The sequence below is a fragment of the Microcoleus sp. AT8-B5 genome, from assembly GCF_036705565.1.
Lineage (GTDB): Bacteria > Cyanobacteriota > Cyanobacteriia > Cyanobacteriales > Microcoleaceae > Microcoleus.
Window position 1 is genome coordinate 140395 of the sequence record NZ_JAUBUY010000009.1, and the last position, 18380, is coordinate 158774.

The following is an 18380-nucleotide window of genomic DNA, read 5'->3' on the forward strand; positions in this document are numbered from 1 at the left end:
ACTTGTGTTTGCCTGTTTTCACCGGATTAAATCTGGCGATCGCACAGAGGCTACAGCAGCATATAGGATACAAGTAAATATCCCGTACTTGCACAAAACCTGCTGGTAGCAAATTGGCAGTGCGGGAGCTAAGTAGTAGCCTCAATTTGTCGAGACATTTCAATGATACTACCTACGCATAATATCATCAGAGAATATTACTAATTTAGTCGAGGAAAATTAAAGCTTTTTCCGAGGTTCTTGCTCAAGAAATGCCCACACCCAAAAAACGCCGTCTCTGGGATTCTGGCTCTGCCTTGCTACTGGAAAACGGCTAGCACCAGCAGGGGGTGACAACCCTAGTGTTACTTCATTGTTGACAATTCCCGCATCCAGGATACCCGCCACGTGATTCATCCGTCCAGAAATAAAAAACCTGTATCCGATGAAACTTGCCGAACGTATTTATCCGTGGTCAATGCTTCAATGCTTCAATTCTAAAATCTAAAATCTAAAATCTAAAATCTAAAATCTAAAATTGATTGACGATCGCTTAATTATCTAGGGCGCTGCGAACCCCACCTTAGCATATTTCTAGCGTATTAAACCATTTTTTGCGTAAATTTTGATACTGTATCTTGGTAGAGCGGATTGAGTTATTATTTCTGACAAAAACCAGTTAATCACTACCAAATCCGCCCTACCACACGAGGTTAAATTGTACTACGAACCTGCCAGGATTTGCAGATAAGCTTGTACTGTGTTGGACAACCCCATTTCTAGCGCTTCCGCAATTAAAGCATGACCAATTGATACTTCTAGTATATCAGGAATAGAGCAAAATTTAGCTAAGTTTTGCAAATTTAAATCATGTCCGGCATTCACCCCTAAACCGGCTGATTGAGCCGCTTTAGCTGCTAAGACATATTGTTGAAAAACAAAGTCTACTCTACCTTCGCGAAAAGCAGTTGCGTAGGGTTCCGTGTACAGTTCTACTCTGTCTGCTCCAACTTCTTTTGCTAGCGGCATGAGAGCAGCATCTGCGTCCATAAACAAGCTGACTCTGATGCCGTTGTCTTTTAATTTTTCAATGATTGGTAAGAGCCGATCGCGATTTTCGGGAATATTCCAACCGCTATCCGATGTTAGCACGTCTGGAGCGTCCGGCACCAAGGTACACTGAGCCGGTTTTACGTCGCAAACTATATCCATAAATGGCGGCTGAAACGGATTTCCTTCGATGTTGAACTCAACGGTTAGCATTTTAGCTAATTCGTAAACATCGGTGGCTTTGATATGCCTTTCGTCGGGGCGGGGATGGACTGTAACGCCATGAGCTCCGGCAGCAATTACTGTTTTTGCGGCTTCGGTAACGCTGGGGATACCGATGTTTCGAGAGTTTCTGAGGAGGGCGATTCTGTTGATGTTGACGCTGAGTTTTGTCATGGGATGTTAATCTTTAAAGTTGATCTCACATCTTGCATCTTTCTCAATAACGGGCTCTCCGGCCCGTTCCACAAAGAGTAGATTTTCCTGTGGAACAGGCCGAAAAGCCTGTTCAAAAAAGGAGTATTGACAATGGTGCAAGATATAAGTTGATAATACTATATTAATCGCTTTCGGTACTAAATTTTGAGCCTATTGCGGTAGTGTCAGGGCATTGTCAGAGGAAAAATTAGCTTGTGCAAGCGGTAAACTTTCTGCAAAAAAAGCCTCAGCTATTTGCTGTTTTACTGCCAAATCTTCAAGGTTGGCAATGCAGAAAAGCGGTGTGACGCGATCGACTATTGGGCGCGGAAAATCTCTGCTAAAATATTTTAGTTCAAAGTCGTATCTGTGGGGACGGTAAATCATGCCCAACAGTTCGACTAATGGTAGAAGCGTCCAGTTGTGATAGTTGCCGATCGCATCTACTAAATGTTCGCGATAAATCTCTTTTTTAACCAGAGGTTGCAGCAAATTAAAACGGATTTTAAGGTCGTTTAATCTCGACTGCATTGTAGATAAATGTTTGCTTTTATCGACAGGATGCGGTACAATTAGATTAGCTTTGTCAAAGGCGATCGGCACTTTCCCGTGTCTCTCTATTTCCAGGAAATCGTTGCGGCGGCTGCGCCGGAAAACGGCGAAATCAATTAGCAAAAACGGCGGGGTTTCTTTCAGCCGCCAGAAGCACTGCGACTGACCGTGCCAAGCGGGTTCGGGAACTCGATATTTGAGTTCGATTTCGGCAATTTCTGCGAGGGCTTTTTCAACAATCTCAAATGCTTCTTCCACGCAGTCATCTTCAACCACAACCGCAATATCGAGGTCTGACCACTCGTCGGTGTATCCGTGGGCTGCTGAACCTCCTTGCCACAAAGCGAGAACAAAATCTAAAGGTTGTAAGGTTGAAACAATCTTTTCGAGAATGATTTGTCTCATGGAATCAAGCTATACTGTTTGTTTTCCCTGGCTTGCACAAGTTTAACAAACGATCGCGTGTTGAGAGAGCTCCGCGACTGTTCTCCGAGGAGTTGCTAATGCTTCCGGTTGTGCACTCCTGCCAAAAATTACACGGGAAGCTGCAAGGGAGAGTGGCAATCTTTGAGAAAGTGCGATCGCCCTTGAAAGTGAAAATCAGCCTTAAATTGTCAGAATCAGAAACTTGCCCGCTGTCCGGTAACATGAGAAAGGATTAATTTTTAACAGCGCGGCATGGCTACTATTTGGGAACTCGACTTTTACAGCCGTCCAATCATAGACGAGCGAGAGAAAAAAAAATGGGAAGTGTTGATCTGCGAAAGCCCGCTGAATGTAGGCGACAAGGCCGAATCTCTGTTTCGCTACTCGCAATTCTGCTCCAGTTCTACCGTAAATTCCCTGTGGCTGGCGGGTGCTATTAAAGATGCGATCGCCGCAGCACCGAAACGCCCCGAAAAAATCCGCTTTTTCCGCCGCCAAATGGCGAACATGATTACTAAAGCCTGCGATGACTTGGACATTCCCGCCGCCTGCAGCCGCCGCACCCTCGCCCTCAGCCTGTGGCTGGAAGAACGGATGCAAGACGTTTATCCCGCCGAACCGGGCTATCAACCGGTTGTGAACCCCAGCGTTCAATTTGTACCCGAAACGCCAGTTGCGCTGCCGGATGCTTTAATCGGCGAAAAATGGGCGTTTGTGAGTTTGCCGATCGCAGCTTTTGACGAAATGTCCGAGTGGGATATCGGATTTGGCGAAGCTTTCGGACTGCCGATGACACGCCTCGCCCCAGAAACGCAAATTCCGGGACTAATTATCTACTCGTCGAGAGCAACAGCCCTGGCAGGTTGGATGTCGGGCTTGGAGTTGGCTTTCCTGAAATTTGAGAGCGGCCCACCCGCTAGGCTGGTATTAGATACGGGAGCTAACGATCGCTGGATTTTAGCGAGTGTCAGAGACGCAGCAACTGAGAGAGAAGCGAAAGGATTTGAAGCCGCGAAAAACCAAGCAAAAAAAGTACATTTCTTAGCAATTCAGTCGAATCCCGAATCGGAATCTTTTGCAGGATTTTGGCTGCTGCACGAACTAACTATTTAGTCATTAGTCATTAGTCATTAGTTATGAGTCATTAGTCATTAGTTATGAGTCAATATAGCTGTTAACTCTAGACTAATGACGGTAGATTATTAACTGATGACTAATGACCAATGACTGTAAAATCTGGTTATAGCCAATTACACCAGTTTTCCCAAAAGAATCTAAATGTAGACCCGTGCACCCAACCCATATCCAGTAAGTTATTGCCAATTCTTTAATCGAAAATCCAAAATCGAAAATCGAACCGCCCATTACCAACCACCGAGAACAATGACCAATCACCAATCAGCAGAACAACTGTTAGAACTAGCCACCAAAGCAGGTGCAGAAGCTGCTGAGGTATTGGAATCGCAATCGCTCTCGCGGCCGGTCTTTTTTGAAGCAAACCGCCTCAAACAGCTAGAAACCGCCCAAGCAGAAGGTATTGCCCTGCGGCTGTGGCGGGATGGGCGGCCGGGTTTGGCGGTGGCCTACGGGCCCGTGGAAGCGCAAATTTTGGTGGACAGGGCGATCGCGCTTTCGCAACTTAACGAACCGGAAACCATCGAACTCGGCACCGGTGAGAAAGTTGTTTATCCCGATCGCGGAGTGTCGGTGCCGGCCGAACAGCTAGTAAACTGGGGAAAAGAGGCGATCGCGATCGTCCGCGAAGCTTATCCAGAAAGCCTCTGCACCGCCGAACTCGACTGCGAAATCGAGAACACGCGCTTGGTGAACACCAAAGGCTTGGATTCCAGTCACACCGACACCACCCTCAGCGGTTACTTATCAGCAGAATTAGTGCGGGGAGAAGATTTCCTCAACATTTGGGAAGGCGAAACCGAACGCGGCACCCTCGACTTAAACACCAGCGCCAAGCGGGTTTTGCAGCGTTTGGAATGGGCGAAAGAAAATGTAGCCCCCCCCACGGGCCGGGTGCCGGTGCTGTTTACAGCCAAAGCCGCCGACTTGCTGTGGGGGACTGTCTGTGCGGCGTTGAACGGCAAACAGGTACTCGAAGGCGCTTCGCCTTGGAACGATCGATTAGGCCAACAAGTGACATCGCCCCTTGTCACCCTCTCGCAGCAGCCGGATATCGGGCCCTATAGCTGTCCTTTTGATGACGAAGGTACTCCCACTCGGGCGATCGTCTTTATCAACAGCGGAGTGTTGCAGCTATTTTATACCGATCGTACCACCGGTCGAGCCTTGGGCAGTGGCACCACCGGCAACGGATTTCGCCCAGGTTTGGGCAGCTATCCCACGCCGAGTTTATTCAATGTTTTGATTAAACCAGGTTCGCGATCGCTAATCGATTTAATCGCTAAATTAGACGACGGAATTGTAGTCGATCAAATGCTTGGCGGCAGTGCCGGAATTTCCGGCGATTTTTCAATTAACGTCGATCTCGGCTACCGAGTCAAAAAAGGTCAAATAGTCGGCAGAATCAAAGACACAATGGTAGCTGGCAATGTTTACAGCGTCCTCAAACAATTAGTAGAATTGGGAGGAGACTCCGAGTGGAACGGTTCTTGCCAAACACCGTCTCTAATTGTAGAAGGATTGTCCGTCATCGGCAAGAATTAAAGTCAGTTGTTAGTAGTCAGTTGGCAGTTGGCAGTTGGCAGTTTTTAGTAGCCAGTTGTCAGCAATCATCCGTTAACAGTCAACAGTCAACAGTCAACAATTCCCACACATAATATGCGTATTTGTTTTATCGGCGATTCTTTTGTAAACGGTACTTGCGATCCAAAATGTCTCGGTTGGACAGGACGGATTTGCGCGGCCGCTTGCGGACAAGGACACGATATTACCTACTACAATTTAGGAATAAGGGGAGAAACCAGTGCCAATATAGAAACTCGTTGGTTCAACGAAGTTTCTTGCCGCTTACCTCACTACGCTGACGGCAGAATAGTATTTTCCTTTGGCGTCAACGACACTTACCGAGAAAACGAAAAAAATCGCATAGAAGTTGAAAAATCAATTGAAAATGCTCGCTCTATTCTCACGTCAGCCAAAGAAATATTTCCAGTATTAATGGTAGGGCCACCGCCAGTTATTGATGCCGATCGCACAAGGCGGATTGCCAACTTATCCGAACAGTTTGCCCAAGTTTGCAACGAGTTAAATGTGCCTTATTTAGATGTTTGCACCCCGCTGCAAAACTCGGAAATTTGGCATAAAGAACTTACCGAAAATGACGTTTCCCATCCCCGCGCCGCCGGTTACGCTGAATTGGCTAAAATAGTTCACAATTGGGACGGTTGGAAAGCTTGGTTTAAAAATATCAATATATCAGATCAAGAGACAGTAACGCTGTTCCGAGCCGTCGGCAAAAAAGAAATGGAACTGATTAAAGAAAGCGATTTTCTGGCATTTCCGCCGCGACTGTCTTTTCAGCCTATTTTTTATCCCGTACTCCACAAAGCATATGCCATACAAATCGCGAGAGATTGGAATACAAGAGATGCAGCATCGGGATATTTCGGCTATGTCACGCGCTTTCGGGTTGCGGCAGAATTCTTAAAAAAATATCCAGTTCAAAATGTGGGCAGTTCGATTCACCAAGAATATTGGATTCCGGCAGAAGAATTGGCTCAATTTAATCAAAACATTGTGGGAAAAATTGAAATTTTTGCGGAATATCAACCCTAAAATCGAAGCAAACTATGCTAGAAATTAATCAATTTGAAGTAGTGAGTTTTGACTGCTATGGCACTCTGATAGATTGGGCAAGGGGCAAGACGGTTCAGTTAATGTTTTTTTTGTCCTTGCGAGCTTTAGGCGAAGCATAAGCCCTTCGGGCAGGCTTCGCCAACGCAGTGTATGTTTTTCACATGGTTTGGTCTCCATGAGTGTCTTATATCAATTCGGGTTACACCGGAATGATTGTTGACTGTTGACTATTGAGTGTTGACTCTTGACTCGGTGTCGAAAAACTGAATATTTGAGTGTTAAGTGTTGACTAAATTTTATGATTCCGATGCAACCGGAAACGCTATTATCTGAACCGTATTGAGTTATATTTTGCTAAGTCGAAGGATTTTTTGCTAAAGTGCGATCGAGCAGACAATTCTCAGGTCATCTACGCTATTTATGCCGTACATAACTATCCCTAAACAATTTAGGGAACCTTCCAGGGTTATCAAATCTCAACTTTTTTTACGGCCGAAACGCCTAGCCATTTTTGAAGCTTGTCTGATCGGCTTAGTGGCGGGACTGGCTGGTGTTTTGCTAAAGTCGGGAGTCGGATGGCTCGGCAGTTGGCGAGTTGCTACCTCGACATTAATCCCAGCTTGGATATTACTGCCCAGTGTCGGTTTAGGCGGCGGGTTGCTGACTGGTTTATTGATTGAGCGTTTTGCTCCCGAAACTGCCGGCAGTGGCATTCCTCACGTCAAAGCTGCTCTTGGCGGAGTCAATCTTTCCTTAGATTTGCGAGTAGCTGTCGCCAAACTTCTGACGACTATTTTAGCAGTTGGTTCCGGTTTAACTTTAGGCAGGCAAGGCCCTACTGTGCAAATAGGAGCATCTTTGGCTGGCTGGATAGGTCACTTGATGCCGACTTCCCCAGACTACCGCCGACAATTGATTGCTTGCGGTGCTGCTGCCGGATTGGCTGCTGGTTTTAATGCTCCCATTGCAGGAGTTTTGTTTGTAGTTGAAGAACTGCTGCACGACGTTTCGGGATTGACTTTAGGGACTGCAATTATCGCTTCATTTATCGGTGCCGTTGTCTCGCAGCTTTTGGGCGGCGATAGTTTAAATTTGAACCTTCGCGCGTACCAAACCAGTTTTGATGCTCAGGAAATCCCGTTTTATATACTATTAGGAGTTTTAGCGGGATGGCTGGGAGCTTTGTTCACCAAAGGGATTATGGCTAGCTTGCAATTTAACAGGCGATCGCTCAAATTAGCTTTGCCCGTGCGAATGGCTCTAGCTGGCATAATCTGCGGTTCAGTAATAGCTTTTCTCCCAGCAACTTTCCGCGATAATACGGGTTTACGGGAGTTTATGCTGACAGGCGAAGCAAGCGGGATAACGAGTTTAATTGCTTTTATAGCTCACTTTTTTCTAACAATTATTTCCTCGGCTTCTGGAGCTCCGGGAGGATTGTTTTCCCCTGCCCTAGTTATGGGTTCTGCACTCGGTCACATGGTGGGAATTGTGCAGGCAGATTCCCTGGGTGTCGGTTTGCCGGTAACTTACGCTTTGGCGGGAATGGGAGCGTTTTTTTGTGCGGTTTCTAGGGCGCCGATTACTGCGGTAGTGATTGTGTTTGAAATTACGGCGGATTTCAAATTAGTGCTGCCTTTGATGATCTGTTCTGTAGTTGCTTATTTGGTGGCGGAAAAGGTGGACAGTGGCTCTTTTTACGATCGCCTTTTGGAGTTTAACGGCATTCAACTGACAAAGGCAAAAGCTGCCAGCAATACTTTGAGCGACTTGCACGCAGATGACGTGATGCAGCGCCGAGTTGAAACTCTTTCGAGTCTGCTGACTTTCGATGAAGTGATGCAGGCTTTTTCGCGATCGCACCACCGAGGATTTCCAGTAGTTGAAGATGGCAAATTAGTCGGAATTGTCAGTCAAACCGATTTGGCAAATGCCAGCGATCGCAATTTGTCCGGCAACTCGCTGCTTAAAGAATTTATGACTGTAGGGCCGATCGCAGTCAAAGCAAGGGATACTTTAAGCGAGGTATTGTACAGGCTCAACAACTACAATATCAGCCGTTTGCCAGTCGTAGAAGGCCGGCGTTTGGTGGGAATTATTACCCGCAGCGACATTATCCGAGTTGAATCCGATCGCCTCACCGGAGAAACAACCCAGGGCCCGCATCCAGAACCTTCCTATGTTGTCTATCAAACCAGGGCTCCGCAAGTCGGAAACGGCCGCTTATTAGTGCCGCTTTCCAACCCCCAAACAGCACCCGCTTTGCTGCGGCTGGCGGCGGCGATTGCGCGCGATCGTAATTACGAATTAGAATGCCTGCAAATCATCATAGTACCGCGCAACAGTTCCCCCTCCGAAAGCGCAGTGCGGACAACCAAAAGCCGCCGCCTGCTACAACAAGCCGAGCGAATTGTTCGCAATTTGAACTTGCCAGTACACACCCAAATACGGGTAGCTCACGACGTGCCTAACGCGATTTTGGAGACAATTAAGGAGCGACATATCGATTTGATTTTGATGGGCTGGCAAGGCGAATTATCCACAAAAGAACGCATTTTTGGCGATGTGGTCGATACCGTAATTCGGCAAGCAGGCTGCGAGGTAATTTTGGTTAAATGGAGCGAAAAACTATTAGCAACACGTCAGAAAAATGAGTTTTCCGGCGCTTTTAGCGGCCGGAAATATACCTCTATCGAATGGGAGTTAAATCCCGAAAAAGTTGAGGGCGCAGATAATCCCCCATTGGCGAGATCCTCAGATTCATCAGCAACTCCTGACACTGAACTTTCCCTGCCGAATTCAGACATTCCAGCCCCAGAATTGGGGCTGCATACGCTGATGGGTTTGCACCGCTGGTTGGTGCCTATTCGCGGCAGTTACAAGCAAGCTGCGGCTTTGCGGTTGCTACCTGCTTTGGTGGCTGCGAGTGCTGTACCGGAGATTAAATTGTGTCAGGTTCATCAGCCTTCTGTTGCAGAACCCGATCGCGGAGAATTAAAGCAAGCAGCGGAGTTTATCAAGCGCCGGGTTAGCTGTTCGATAATAGCGACTTCGGTTTGCGCTAAATCGGTTTCTGATGCTTTAATTGATTTGGCTCAGAACGATCAGTGCGATGCGATCGTCCTGGGAGCGAGCCGGGAAGGGCTGCTGAAGCAGGTGATTCACGGGAATATCCCGGAAGCTGTGGCGCGCGGGTGCGACTGTACAGTCATTTTAGTGCGATCGGCCTCTTAGGAATGATAATTAAATAACTTCCACTCTTGAAAGTGGGATGGGCCTAAGAGCCCGTCCACTCATGACGGGCTCTTAGGCCCATCCCACAATAACAATTAAAATTGTAAGTTATTTAATTCGCGATCCTTAGCTAACCAGACGGGAATCCCCATTCTTCCTAACATCTCAGTTAAATCTGACATCTTGCAGCAATATCAATAAGAGGATTTTTCGTGGGGTCGGGCGGGTTTATAGAACCTATTTGCAAGCTTTAAGGCTGTTGGCGAACCCGCCCCTACGGCTAATTGAAAATGGTGCAAGATATCTGTTAAATGCGTTGCAGAATTTCCTTCTTCTTATGGCAGCCAAAAATCGGGAATGAAAGTTTTAGTCATACTGCGAGTAAACTGATTAATCTTTCTCCCGATTTGAATGTGCGGTTCGTCAGCTTCCACGGGAATAATTGCCGCTTTGTTTCCGATTCCGAAACGCGAAATCACCAAATTAGCCGCTTCCAAACCAGTAACATAAGCTTTTTCCTGCGACCAAGAACCGTGGCGGGTCACAACCCAATCGCCGCTCATCAATACATTATCATAACTTGTTACTGCCGGCAACAAATATTGATAGCTACCAGGGGCAAAATGCGTCACAGCCCGCGACAGCCGAATCGCGCTGCTGTCAATTACTTTTGCCTCCCGAAAAGCGGGGATGCAAGTGGCTAAATCCCGCTGAACTAAGGAAACAATTTCCTCATCTTTCAGGGGAATTAATTGATTTGCGTGATAAAAGTCAGCTTCGACAACTGTTCCCGGTTCGTCTCGAAATTCGTCGTGCAAAGCATTCAAATCAAAAAACGTCCAACCTGTAGTTGAACTAAATCCAAAACAGGCATTAGAAGGCAGGGGAATGTCAATTTTTCGGTCAAACCACAGGCGAACAGCTAACACGTCAACGGCACCCAAATTCATCGCGTCCCGAAACTCTTGGCGACTTTGCAAAGCTGGGCTGCTGCTGATAATTTTTTGCATTCCGGTGACGCCAACTGCAAAAATAACTGCATCTGCCTCGAAGGTTTCTTCGCCGCAAACAACGCCTGTGGCTCGGTTGTTGCTGTCAACTATTAAATCAGTAACTCGCTGCTTTGTCAATACTTTTGCACCGAGTTTTTCCAGGCGATCGACCCAGGGACGAAAGATTTTTTCTCCGACAGTTCCGCGACACCAAACTACATCAAAATCCGGTTGGTGTGCTAATATGAAATAATAAAGCATTCCTAAAGCGGCGGCGGCCGAACATTGTTCTCCGGGTGCAAATAAACCTACTAATAACATTGGCTCAAAAGCATCGCGGTACAGTCTTGCAGAAACGCCAAACTGTTTGAATAGTTCGCGGGCTGTGACGCGATCGTACCTGCGCCAAGCTTCGTCGGAATTGTCGAAATCTAGGACGGCGTAGAGTAAGGGTAAGGCTGAAAGCCGATCGACTAATGGCAGCCTTTTAAATCTGGTGTAAAGAAAGGTTCCTAACGGTGTGGGAAGGCGCGGTTCGTCCTGAAAAATTGGCGATTCTACTTCCAATCCCGCAGGTGAATACTGACAAGAACGAGTCCAAGGTGTGAAGGGATCGAGTTCTAATTCCTTGACTAAGGAAAATATATTTTTGTAGGGATACCAGAAGCCATGAATCCCAGCTTCTACGGAACGCCCGCCGGCGGTTTTCCACCCTGCAACTAAGCCACCCGGATAAGGGCCTGCTTCTAGCAGGGTGACATCATAGCCTTGCTGGGCTAGGTGATAGGTAGCGCCTAAACCGGCCCATCCTGCACCGACGACGACTATTTTGGGGGTTGACGATTCTGCTGACATTGCGTACCTCTTGATAATTTATTAATGATGACATAATTCATAAAATGCGGATTTGATATAAAATGTGTTGCATTATGTGCTAAATTTCGCTTGAGTAAATAATGAGTGTCAAAAACCGCCAGCAAACTAACCTGTTGCTGCTCTTATTTCCCGCTACAGCCTGGCTGATGGTTTTCTTCATTTTGCCCGTGCTAATTGTACTGTTGTACAGTTTCTTAGAACGCGGTACTTACGGCGGCGTTACTTGGATATTTACTCTCAGCAACTACCAGCGTTTGTTCAGTGGACTTTTCTTAGGAGTAATTGGGCGATCGCTCTGGCTGGCTTTTCTAACAACAGCCACTTGCTTATTAGTTGGCTATCCCCTAGCATTCTTCATCGCCACCCGTTCTCCTCGCTGGCGAAATGCTTTGCTTTTGCTAGTAATTATTCCATTTTGGACTAATTTTTTAGTGAGAACCTACGCCTGGATCATACTGCTGCGTAGCGAAGGAGTAGTTAACACAGCCTTGCAAAGCCTGCAAATTATTAGCGAACCGTTAAATTTGCTTTTTACGCCTTTCGCTGTGGCGATCGGTCTTATTTACGGCTATTTACCTTTCATGGTTTTGCCTTTATATTCTAGCATAGAACGCTTCAATTTTTCATTGGTAGAAGCCGCTCACGATTTAGGCGCAAATGATATCCGCACTTTCTGGCGCGTTTTTTTACCGTTAACAACTCGCGGTATTGTTGCAGGCTCTATTTTAGTTTTTGTTCCCGCTGTCGGCGCTTTCATCACACCGGATATATTGGGCGGATCTAAAACAGTTATGGTGGGGAATTTGATTCAGAATCAGTTTATGAGAGCCCGCGATTGGCCTTTTGGTTCGGCGCTTTCTATGCTGTTGACGGTAATCATATTGATTCCTGTGTTAATTTACTTCCGCGTGTCTGACGAAACTGAATAAGGTAAGGTATATACAAATCGTTGCACCCTGCGTTTAGCTTACGATGCGCTCATGACTAATGACTAATGATTAATGGCTAATGACTACTGACTAATGACTACTGACTAATGACTAAAACAAAACTAGATTTACTCGTGCGGGCGATCGGCAAAAAGTGGCTTTGGGTACAAGCTGTACTAGCATTAGCCTTTCTTTACTTGCCAATTCTCATCTTAATTATTTACTCCTTTAACGCCTCCCGATTCAATGCCGTTTGGCGCGGCTTTACCCTCGATTGGTACCGCAGTTTGTTTAGCAATGCAGGGGCGACGATTGCTACGAGTAGCAGCGCCGGAATCTGGACAGCACTCAACAACAGCTTGTTAATTGCAGCTATTTCGACTGTGTTAGCGACAATTTTTGGTACAATGCTCGCGCTAGCACTGGAACGCTTTCATTTTCCGGGGCGCAAAGCAGTAGAAGCTTTACTGTTTTTGCCGATTATTATGCCCGAAATTACGATCGGCATTTCGCTGCTAGTTTTCTTTACCCTAGTATTTCGGATCGTAGAAAATCTCACGGGAATTCGCCTCAATCTCGGCTTACCTACTGTAATTATAGGTCACGTTGTCTTTAATATTTCCTTTGTGACTATTACTGTCAGGGCGCGTTTGGCGGAACTAGATCCTCAATTAGAACAAGCAGCTTTTGACTTAGGCGCTAACGAATGGCGGGCTTTTTGGCGCATCACTCTCCCTCTGATTTGGCCCGCTATTTTCAGCGCGGCACTGCTGGCTTTTACTCTGTCGCTGGACGATTTTGTCGTGACATTTTTTACCACCGGCGTCGGTTCCATGACGCTACCATTATTTGTTTATGGCATGATAAAATTCTCAGTGACGCCAGCGATTAATGCCATTTCAACTTTGATGTTGTTGGCTTCTTTGTTGCTGGTTGTATCATCGTTAAAAGTTCAGAAAACTTAAAAAAATTGCTTTCTGTGTCATAATTATTTTTGTCTGCAACTAACAAAACCTATGAAACGCCTGCTGACTTTCCTACTTTTGTTTGTGATGAGTGCAACGGTGGCTTTCGGCTGTAGCCCCACAGGTGGCAACCAACAGCAAGTGCTCAGCATTTACAATTATGCAAGTTATATCGCCCCAGAAGCGATCGCCCAATTCGAGAAAGAGAACAATGTTAAAATTCAATACGACACTTTCGAGAACAGCGACGCACTCTATGCCAAACTCAAACAGGGAAACCCCGGTTACGACTTAATATTTCCTGCCGATTACATGGTGAAAATCATGATCGCGGAAAATCTAATTGAGCCGCTGAATTTAAACAATATTCCCAACCAAAAGAACCTAGAACCTAAGTTTATCAATCAAGCTTTTGATCCAGGCAACAAATATTCGCTGCCCTACCAGTGGGGAACTATGGGAATTGGCTACAACGTGAAAACAGTCCAGGGAGAAATTAACAGTTGGGGGGTGATGTTCGACCCTAAATATACCGGAAAAGTAGCGTGGCAAGACGATGCTAGATACACATTAGCAGGAGTTTTAATGTATTTAGGATTTGACCCAAATACAACCAATCCCGAAGAGATTAATAAAGCCCGCGATTTGCTGATTAAAAGTAACAATATCATTGCAGCTTTTGTCCCCGACACCGGGCAAAATATGCTAGATCAAGGAGAAGTAAATTTGACAATGGAATGGAGCGGTGATATTTTCCAAGTGATGACAGAAAATCCTAATCTCCGTTACGCTATTCCCAAAGAAGGAACAATCATTTTTTCGGACAACATGGCTATTCCCAAAGGTGCGCCCCAGAAAGAGTTAGCGGAGAAATTTATTAACTTTATTTTGCAGCCAGAAGTCGGCGCCCAAATTTCCAATTTTACCCACTTCGGATCGCCCAACAAAGCAGCAATTGATCGAGGTTTAATCGACCCGAAAGATTTGAAAAATCCTCAAATTTACCCGCCGACTGAGGTGTTTGCCAAAATGAAATTATTGGAGGATGTCGGGAAAGCAACTGCATTGTACGATCGAGCTTGGACGGAAGTTAAAGCAGGGGCCGGAAAGTAGATATAAAACAGGTTTCTGCCGGGGCTGGTTTACTTAATTTTTTAGCTTGTTTTGGAGTTGCACCATTCTCAACAACAGGCAAGATGCCTGTTCCACAAAGAATAAATTTCTTTCTTGTGGAACGGGCATCTTGCCCGTCAAGAACAGGCAAGATGCCTGTTCCACAAAGAATAAATTTCTTGTGGAACGGGCAAGATGCCCGTTCCTAAACAAGTAATTGAGAATGGTGTAAAATATCAGTTTAACCGGGATCGAACTCAAATTTTTATTGCTTATCCCTAAGATATACTAACACAATGCACTCTGTCGAAGTTTTAGAAGTTTCCAAAGTATTTAAAAGTGCCCGCAGTCAAGATTTCTTAGCTGTAGACAACATCAACCTGCAAATTTACGATCGAGAATTCTTTTCTTTACTCGGCCCTTCCGGCTGCGGCAAAACTACAACTTTGCGAATGATTGCCGGTTTTGAAATTCCCACCGCCGGCGAAATTTACATTCACGGCCAACCGATGCAAAATCGCCCGCCATTTCACCGCCCAGTAAATACGGTATTTCAAAACTATGCTTTATTTCCGCACATGACAGTAGCACAAAATGTCGCTTTTGGGTTGGAAATGGAGAATTTGCCTCAGAAAACAATTCGCGATCGCGTTGCTGAAGCCTTAGCATTAGTACAGTTAACCGAGGTAGGAAAACGCTATCCCCGCCAACTGTCAGGGGGACAGCAGCAGCGAGTAGCACTAGCAAGAGCATTAGTCAAACAGCCGTCTGTGTTGCTGTTGGATGAACCCCTAGGAGCGCTGGATTTAAAATTGCGTAAAGAGATGCAATTAGAATTAAAAAAAATGCAGCGAAAACTGGGAATTACGTTTATTTATGTAACTCACGATCAGGAAGAAGCACTAACGATGTCGGACAGAATTGCAGTGATGGATGGAGGAAAACTGCAACAAGTTGGGACGCCTGTTGATATTTATGAATATCCTAAAACGCGGTTTGTTGCTGATTTTATTGGCGACAGCAATTTTTTAAGTGGTCGAGTAGTAGAAAAGCAAAACGGTCAAATAATCGTGTTAATTGACCAGCAGTTGCCCGTGTTAGTTGCGACAGCAGAAGATATGCCCGCTGGGAAAGTTGTCACCCTGGTGTTGCGGCCAGAAAAAGCTGCTATTTATCCGGCTAATTATGACGATGAAAATAGCTGGCCGGGAATAGTAGAAGAGGCTATTTATATTGGCACTGATACGCGCTATACGGTGCGGTTGACTGCTAAAAGTTCGATCGCCCTTCGCCGACAAAACTTGCACAGAGATGACTTGCAGCGACACCAAGTCGGCGACAGCGTTCGAGTTGCCGTGCCGCCGGAAAGTATCTGCATTTGTTGACACTCAAGCGGGCTGAAGCCACTGAGATTCTTTGGAAGATTGAGGAGCAGACTGAAGATGCGATTCCTTCCCCGTAGAAGATAATCTACTTCTTCCTTCTGCTTCCTCCTTCTTCCTTCGCGTTTTTCGCGTCTTCGCGGTTCAATAATATAGACAGTATTGGTGCTAAACTCGCGTTTGACTTTGCAAAATTTCCTCCAACAGCCGCTCTTGACTTTTCGCCGGTTCCTTGCAAGTCAAACACTCGCAAACTAACCCGATAACACCTTCAGGCAAATCAGCCTCAATCTGACAGACAGCAGTCGGATAATACTGAGAAATCAACCCAGCAATTCGATCGGGAGTCGTGCGAATCAGGGTAGAATGCTGATACCAGTCGATCGCCGAAAGTAGACTCGGACAAGCTTGCGGAGCATCTTGCACAATACTGCTGAAAGCTTGCAAGCCTTGCTGCGCGCGATCGAGATATTCCAAATTCGGGCCCAACAGCGCGAGGCGAACCAAAGATGCGATCGCAATTCCATTCGCCGCCGGAGTTGCATTGTCTATATAGCTGCGTTCCCGCACCAACAAATCTCCGCTAGCATCCTTAGCAGTATTGTAATATCCTCCCAATTCCACGCTCCACAAAAACTCATCAAATTCTTCTTGCACCTGCACAGCTTTCTCCAACCAAAACTGAGAATTCGGCAACTGTTTTGCCTCTTCCCCGTTGCCTAAAGTCAAACTCGCTTGGTGCAAATCCAACAAAGCTTTCACAAACAAAGCATAATCTTCCGACTGCGCGGTAACAGCAGATTGTCCGTCATAATTCAACCGCTGAAACCGCCCATCCGTCCACTGATTGTCTAAAATAAAATTAGCCGCTTTCACAGCTAATTCTAGATATTCCCAATTTCCAAAAACAGCCGCCGCGCGGGCCAAGCCCGAAATCATTAAGCTATTCCAAGCAGCAATCATTTTCGTGTCAGTAACGGCGGGAATTCTACCCGGCCAACTGTCGTTTTTAGCTTCTTGATTGTTGCGGGCTGGCGGAAAGGTTTTTACACTATCGGGATTGCCACCGTAACGCACAGCAAAGAGTTTAGCCAAAGCCTTTTCTACCCTGTCGCTTAGTTTGCCCGGATGGCGGCGCTGCAAGACATTCTTGCCTTCAAAATTGCCGCTGCGACTAACAGTAAACTGTGCTTTAATTTCTGCCAATTCCTCAGCAGTTAATAGTTGTTCCAGTTCGGCATAAGTCCAGACATAAAATGCTCCTTCTTCCGGTTCTGACCCCCCCGTTGCCCCCCCTTGGTAAGGGGGGGTTGAATTTTCTGTTTCCCCTTGATAAGGGGGGGTTGAATTTTCTGCCCCCCCTTGGTAAGGGGGGGTTGGGGGGGTAAAGCTGTCCGCATCCTGTGCAGCATAAAAATAGCCTGTTGGCGCAATCATTTCTCGCTTTAACCATTCTACTGTCCCCGCGATCGCACTTTCAAAAGCGGGTTCTTGTATTCCCGCGCTCCACAAATTTGCTAAATACTCAACAATTTGACCGTTGTCGTAGAGCATTTTTTCAAAGTGTGGCACAGTCCAAGTCGCATCAACCGTATAGCGGTGAAATCCGCCTCCTACGTGGTCGTAAATGCCGCCCAATGCTAAGTCTAATCCGCGCTGAGTGCAGACTTGTTTGCTGTCGTATTTTGATTCAAAATTAAATCGCGTTCCCCGCAGTGCTAGCTCAGCATAAGGTATCATCGGAAAACTGGGGCCGGGGTTGCTGCCCGCAACAATTCCCGTGTTGAGTTCTAAGCCTTTTTGGAAGAGTTCGCGATTTAATTCTGCGGTTACTCCTGACAGCGCTGCCGTCTGTTGGAGGTTGCCTAAAATCTCTGCTTTGAAGGCTTCTACTTTGCCTTTTTCTGTGTCGTAAAAGCGGCGAATTGCTTGCAAAACTTCTAAAAATCCCGGCCGTCCGTAGCGCGGTTCTACGGGGAAATAAGTGCCTCCGTAGAAGGGAACTCGCTCGTCTGGAGTGAGAAAAACGTTGAGCGGCCAACCGCCTTGACCGGTCATCATTTGCAAGGTTTGCATATAAATGCTGTCGATATCCGGGCGTTCTTCGCGATCGACTTTTATCGGTATAAAATGCTCATTCATGTATTGGGCGATCGCGCGATCGGAAAATGCTTCCCCTTCCATCACCGTGCACCAGTGGCAGCTAGAGTAGCCAATTGACAGGAAAATCGGTTTATTTTCGCTTCGGGCCGCTTCTAGGGCTTCGTCGCACCAGGGCCACCAGTCGATCGGATTTTCGGCGTGTTTCCGCAGGTAAAGGCTTTGGGATTGAGCAAGACGGTTCACCATAATCAAATATACTTTTACTCGTGCTGGGTAAGCTTGTCATACCAATTTTTTATGAGGCCCCGTAGAATCAGATCCCCCCTAGCCCCCCTTAATAAGGGGGGGACAAGATTCCGCTCAAAGTCAACCCCTACTCCCCTTCTTAAGGGGGATTTAGGGGGATCGAGATATGTGCAACTTCACATTAAATTGGTATCAGTCCTCTAGCAGTTTAGCGCGAGATGTTTTAGTTGAGTTGTTGCTGATCATTATGTTTTAATATTAAGGCTGATGTGCGATTCGTTTAGCCTAAATGGATAGGTTCTCCTATCCAGGGACGGTTAGCCTGACTCCGCTGCGAGTTAGTGA

The 18380-nt window shown here is 46.4% G+C and carries 14 protein-coding genes; 9 read left to right on the forward strand and 5 right to left on the reverse strand.

Features of this window, described 5'->3' with window-relative positions; all coding sequences use genetic code 11:
• Positions 1–219: 219 nt before the first annotated feature.
• The 3 genes from QUB39_RS08965 to QUB39_RS08975 all read right to left on the reverse strand — a co-directional run bounded on the left by QUB39_RS08965 (position 220) and on the right by QUB39_RS08975 (position 2403).
• Positions 220–396, reverse strand: a complete 177-nt coding sequence (locus QUB39_RS08965) for a hypothetical protein (RefSeq protein ID WP_333058003.1) — start codon at positions 394–396, stop codon at positions 220–222.
• A 306-nt stretch (positions 397–702) separates the two neighbouring features.
• A complete protein-coding gene (locus tag QUB39_RS08970) occupies positions 703–1425 on the reverse strand; it encodes a pyridoxine 5'-phosphate synthase (RefSeq protein ID WP_333058002.1) in 723 nt (240 codons plus the stop codon).
• Positions 1426–1617: 192 nt separating this feature from the next.
• Positions 1618–2403 (reverse strand): nucleotidyltransferase domain-containing protein, encoded by a 786-nt coding sequence (locus QUB39_RS08975; protein WP_333058001.1) that lies wholly within the window; start codon positions 2401–2403, stop codon positions 1618–1620.
• 273 nt (positions 2404–2676) lie between these two features.
• On the opposite strand from QUB39_RS08975, the gene QUB39_RS08980 reads away from it, so the two are divergent.
• The 5 genes from QUB39_RS08980 (at position 2677) to QUB39_RS09000 (ending at position 9429) form a co-directional block, all read left to right on the forward strand.
• Positions 2677–3537, forward strand: coding sequence for a Tab2/Atab2 family RNA-binding protein (locus tag QUB39_RS08980; protein WP_333211827.1), 861 nt, complete (start codon positions 2677–2679; stop codon positions 3535–3537).
• A gap of 270 nt (positions 3538–3807) precedes the next feature.
• Positions 3808–5103, forward strand: coding sequence for a TldD/PmbA family protein (locus tag QUB39_RS08985; protein WP_333211829.1), 1296 nt, complete (start codon positions 3808–3810; stop codon positions 5101–5103).
• A gap of 114 nt (positions 5104–5217) precedes the next feature.
• On the forward strand, positions 5218–6174 hold the full coding sequence (locus QUB39_RS08990; RefSeq protein ID WP_333057998.1) for a GDSL-type esterase/lipase family protein: 957 nt from the start codon (positions 5218–5220) through the stop codon (positions 6172–6174).
• 14 nt (positions 6175–6188) lie between these two features.
• On the forward strand, positions 6189–6314 hold the full coding sequence (locus QUB39_RS08995; RefSeq protein ID WP_333211832.1) for a hypothetical protein: 126 nt from the start codon (positions 6189–6191) through the stop codon (positions 6312–6314).
• Positions 6315–6615: 301 nt separating this feature from the next.
• Positions 6616–9429, forward strand: a complete 2814-nt coding sequence (locus QUB39_RS09000) for a chloride channel protein (RefSeq protein WP_333057997.1) — start codon at positions 6616–6618, stop codon at positions 9427–9429.
• A gap of 335 nt (positions 9430–9764) precedes the next feature.
• Here the strand turns inward: QUB39_RS09000 and QUB39_RS09005 are convergent, their stop codons facing one another.
• Positions 9765–11276, reverse strand: a complete 1512-nt coding sequence (locus QUB39_RS09005) for an FAD-dependent oxidoreductase (protein ID WP_333211835.1) — start codon at positions 11274–11276, stop codon at positions 9765–9767.
• A 101-nt stretch (positions 11277–11377) separates the two neighbouring features.
• Between QUB39_RS09005 and QUB39_RS09010 the strand changes: the two genes are divergently transcribed.
• The 4 genes from QUB39_RS09010 (at position 11378) to QUB39_RS09025 (ending at position 15689) form a co-directional block, all read left to right on the forward strand.
• A complete protein-coding gene (locus tag QUB39_RS09010; protein WP_333211837.1) occupies positions 11378–12226 on the forward strand; it encodes an ABC transporter permease in 849 nt (282 codons plus the stop codon).
• A gap of 107 nt (positions 12227–12333) precedes the next feature.
• Positions 12334–13191: an ABC transporter permease gene (locus QUB39_RS09015; protein WP_333057994.1), complete on the forward strand. Its 858-nt coding sequence runs from the start codon at positions 12334–12336 to the stop codon at positions 13189–13191.
• A 51-nt stretch (positions 13192–13242) separates the two neighbouring features.
• Positions 13243–14304, forward strand: coding sequence for a spermidine/putrescine ABC transporter substrate-binding protein (locus QUB39_RS09020; protein ID WP_333211839.1), 1062 nt, complete (start codon positions 13243–13245; stop codon positions 14302–14304).
• A gap of 296 nt (positions 14305–14600) precedes the next feature.
• On the forward strand, positions 14601–15689 hold the full coding sequence (locus tag QUB39_RS09025) for an ABC transporter ATP-binding protein (RefSeq protein WP_333211841.1): 1089 nt from the start codon (positions 14601–14603) through the stop codon (positions 15687–15689).
• 165 nt (positions 15690–15854) lie between these two features.
• Here the strand turns inward: QUB39_RS09025 and QUB39_RS09030 are convergent, their stop codons facing one another.
• Positions 15855–18035, reverse strand: a complete 2181-nt coding sequence (locus tag QUB39_RS09030; protein WP_333211843.1) for a thioredoxin domain-containing protein — start codon at positions 18033–18035, stop codon at positions 15855–15857.
• Positions 18036–18380 lie beyond the last annotated feature (345 nt).

Bases quoted from the DNA above. Each gene is read 5' to 3' on its own strand.
- QUB39_RS08970 (WP_333058002.1), bottom strand. From the start codon at position 1,425: ATGACAAAACTCAGCGTCAACATCAACAGAATCGCCCTCCTCAGAAAC.
- QUB39_RS09015 (WP_333057994.1), top strand. From the start codon at position 12,334: ATGACTAAAACAAAACTAGATTTACTCGTGCGGGCGATCGGCAAAAAG.
- QUB39_RS08980 (WP_333211827.1), top strand. From the start codon at position 2,677: ATGGCTACTATTTGGGAACTCGACTTTTACAGCCGTCCAATCATAGAC.
- QUB39_RS08990 (WP_333057998.1), top strand. From the start codon at position 5,218: ATGCGTATTTGTTTTATCGGCGATTCTTTTGTAAACGGTACTTGCGAT.
- QUB39_RS08995 (WP_333211832.1), top strand. From the start codon at position 6,189: ATGCTAGAAATTAATCAATTTGAAGTAGTGAGTTTTGACTGCTATGGC.
- QUB39_RS09020 (WP_333211839.1), top strand. From the start codon at position 13,243: ATGAAACGCCTGCTGACTTTCCTACTTTTGTTTGTGATGAGTGCAACG.
- QUB39_RS09025 (WP_333211841.1), top strand. From the start codon at position 14,601: ATGCACTCTGTCGAAGTTTTAGAAGTTTCCAAAGTATTTAAAAGTGCC.
- QUB39_RS09005 (WP_333211835.1), bottom strand. From the start codon at position 11,276: ATGTCAGCAGAATCGTCAACCCCCAAAATAGTCGTCGTCGGTGCAGGA.
- QUB39_RS09030 (WP_333211843.1), bottom strand. From the start codon at position 18,035: ATGGTGAACCGTCTTGCTCAATCCCAAAGCCTTTACCTGCGGAAACAC.
- QUB39_RS08985 (WP_333211829.1), top strand. From the start codon at position 3,808: ATGACCAATCACCAATCAGCAGAACAACTGTTAGAACTAGCCACCAAA.
- QUB39_RS09010 (WP_333211837.1), top strand. From the start codon at position 11,378: ATGAGTGTCAAAAACCGCCAGCAAACTAACCTGTTGCTGCTCTTATTT.
- QUB39_RS08975 (WP_333058001.1), bottom strand. From the start codon at position 2,403: ATGAGACAAATCATTCTCGAAAAGATTGTTTCAACCTTACAACCTTTA.
- QUB39_RS08965 (WP_333058003.1), bottom strand. From the start codon at position 396: ATGAATCACGTGGCGGGTATCCTGGATGCGGGAATTGTCAACAATGAA.
- QUB39_RS09000 (WP_333057997.1), top strand. From the start codon at position 6,616: ATGCCGTACATAACTATCCCTAAACAATTTAGGGAACCTTCCAGGGTT.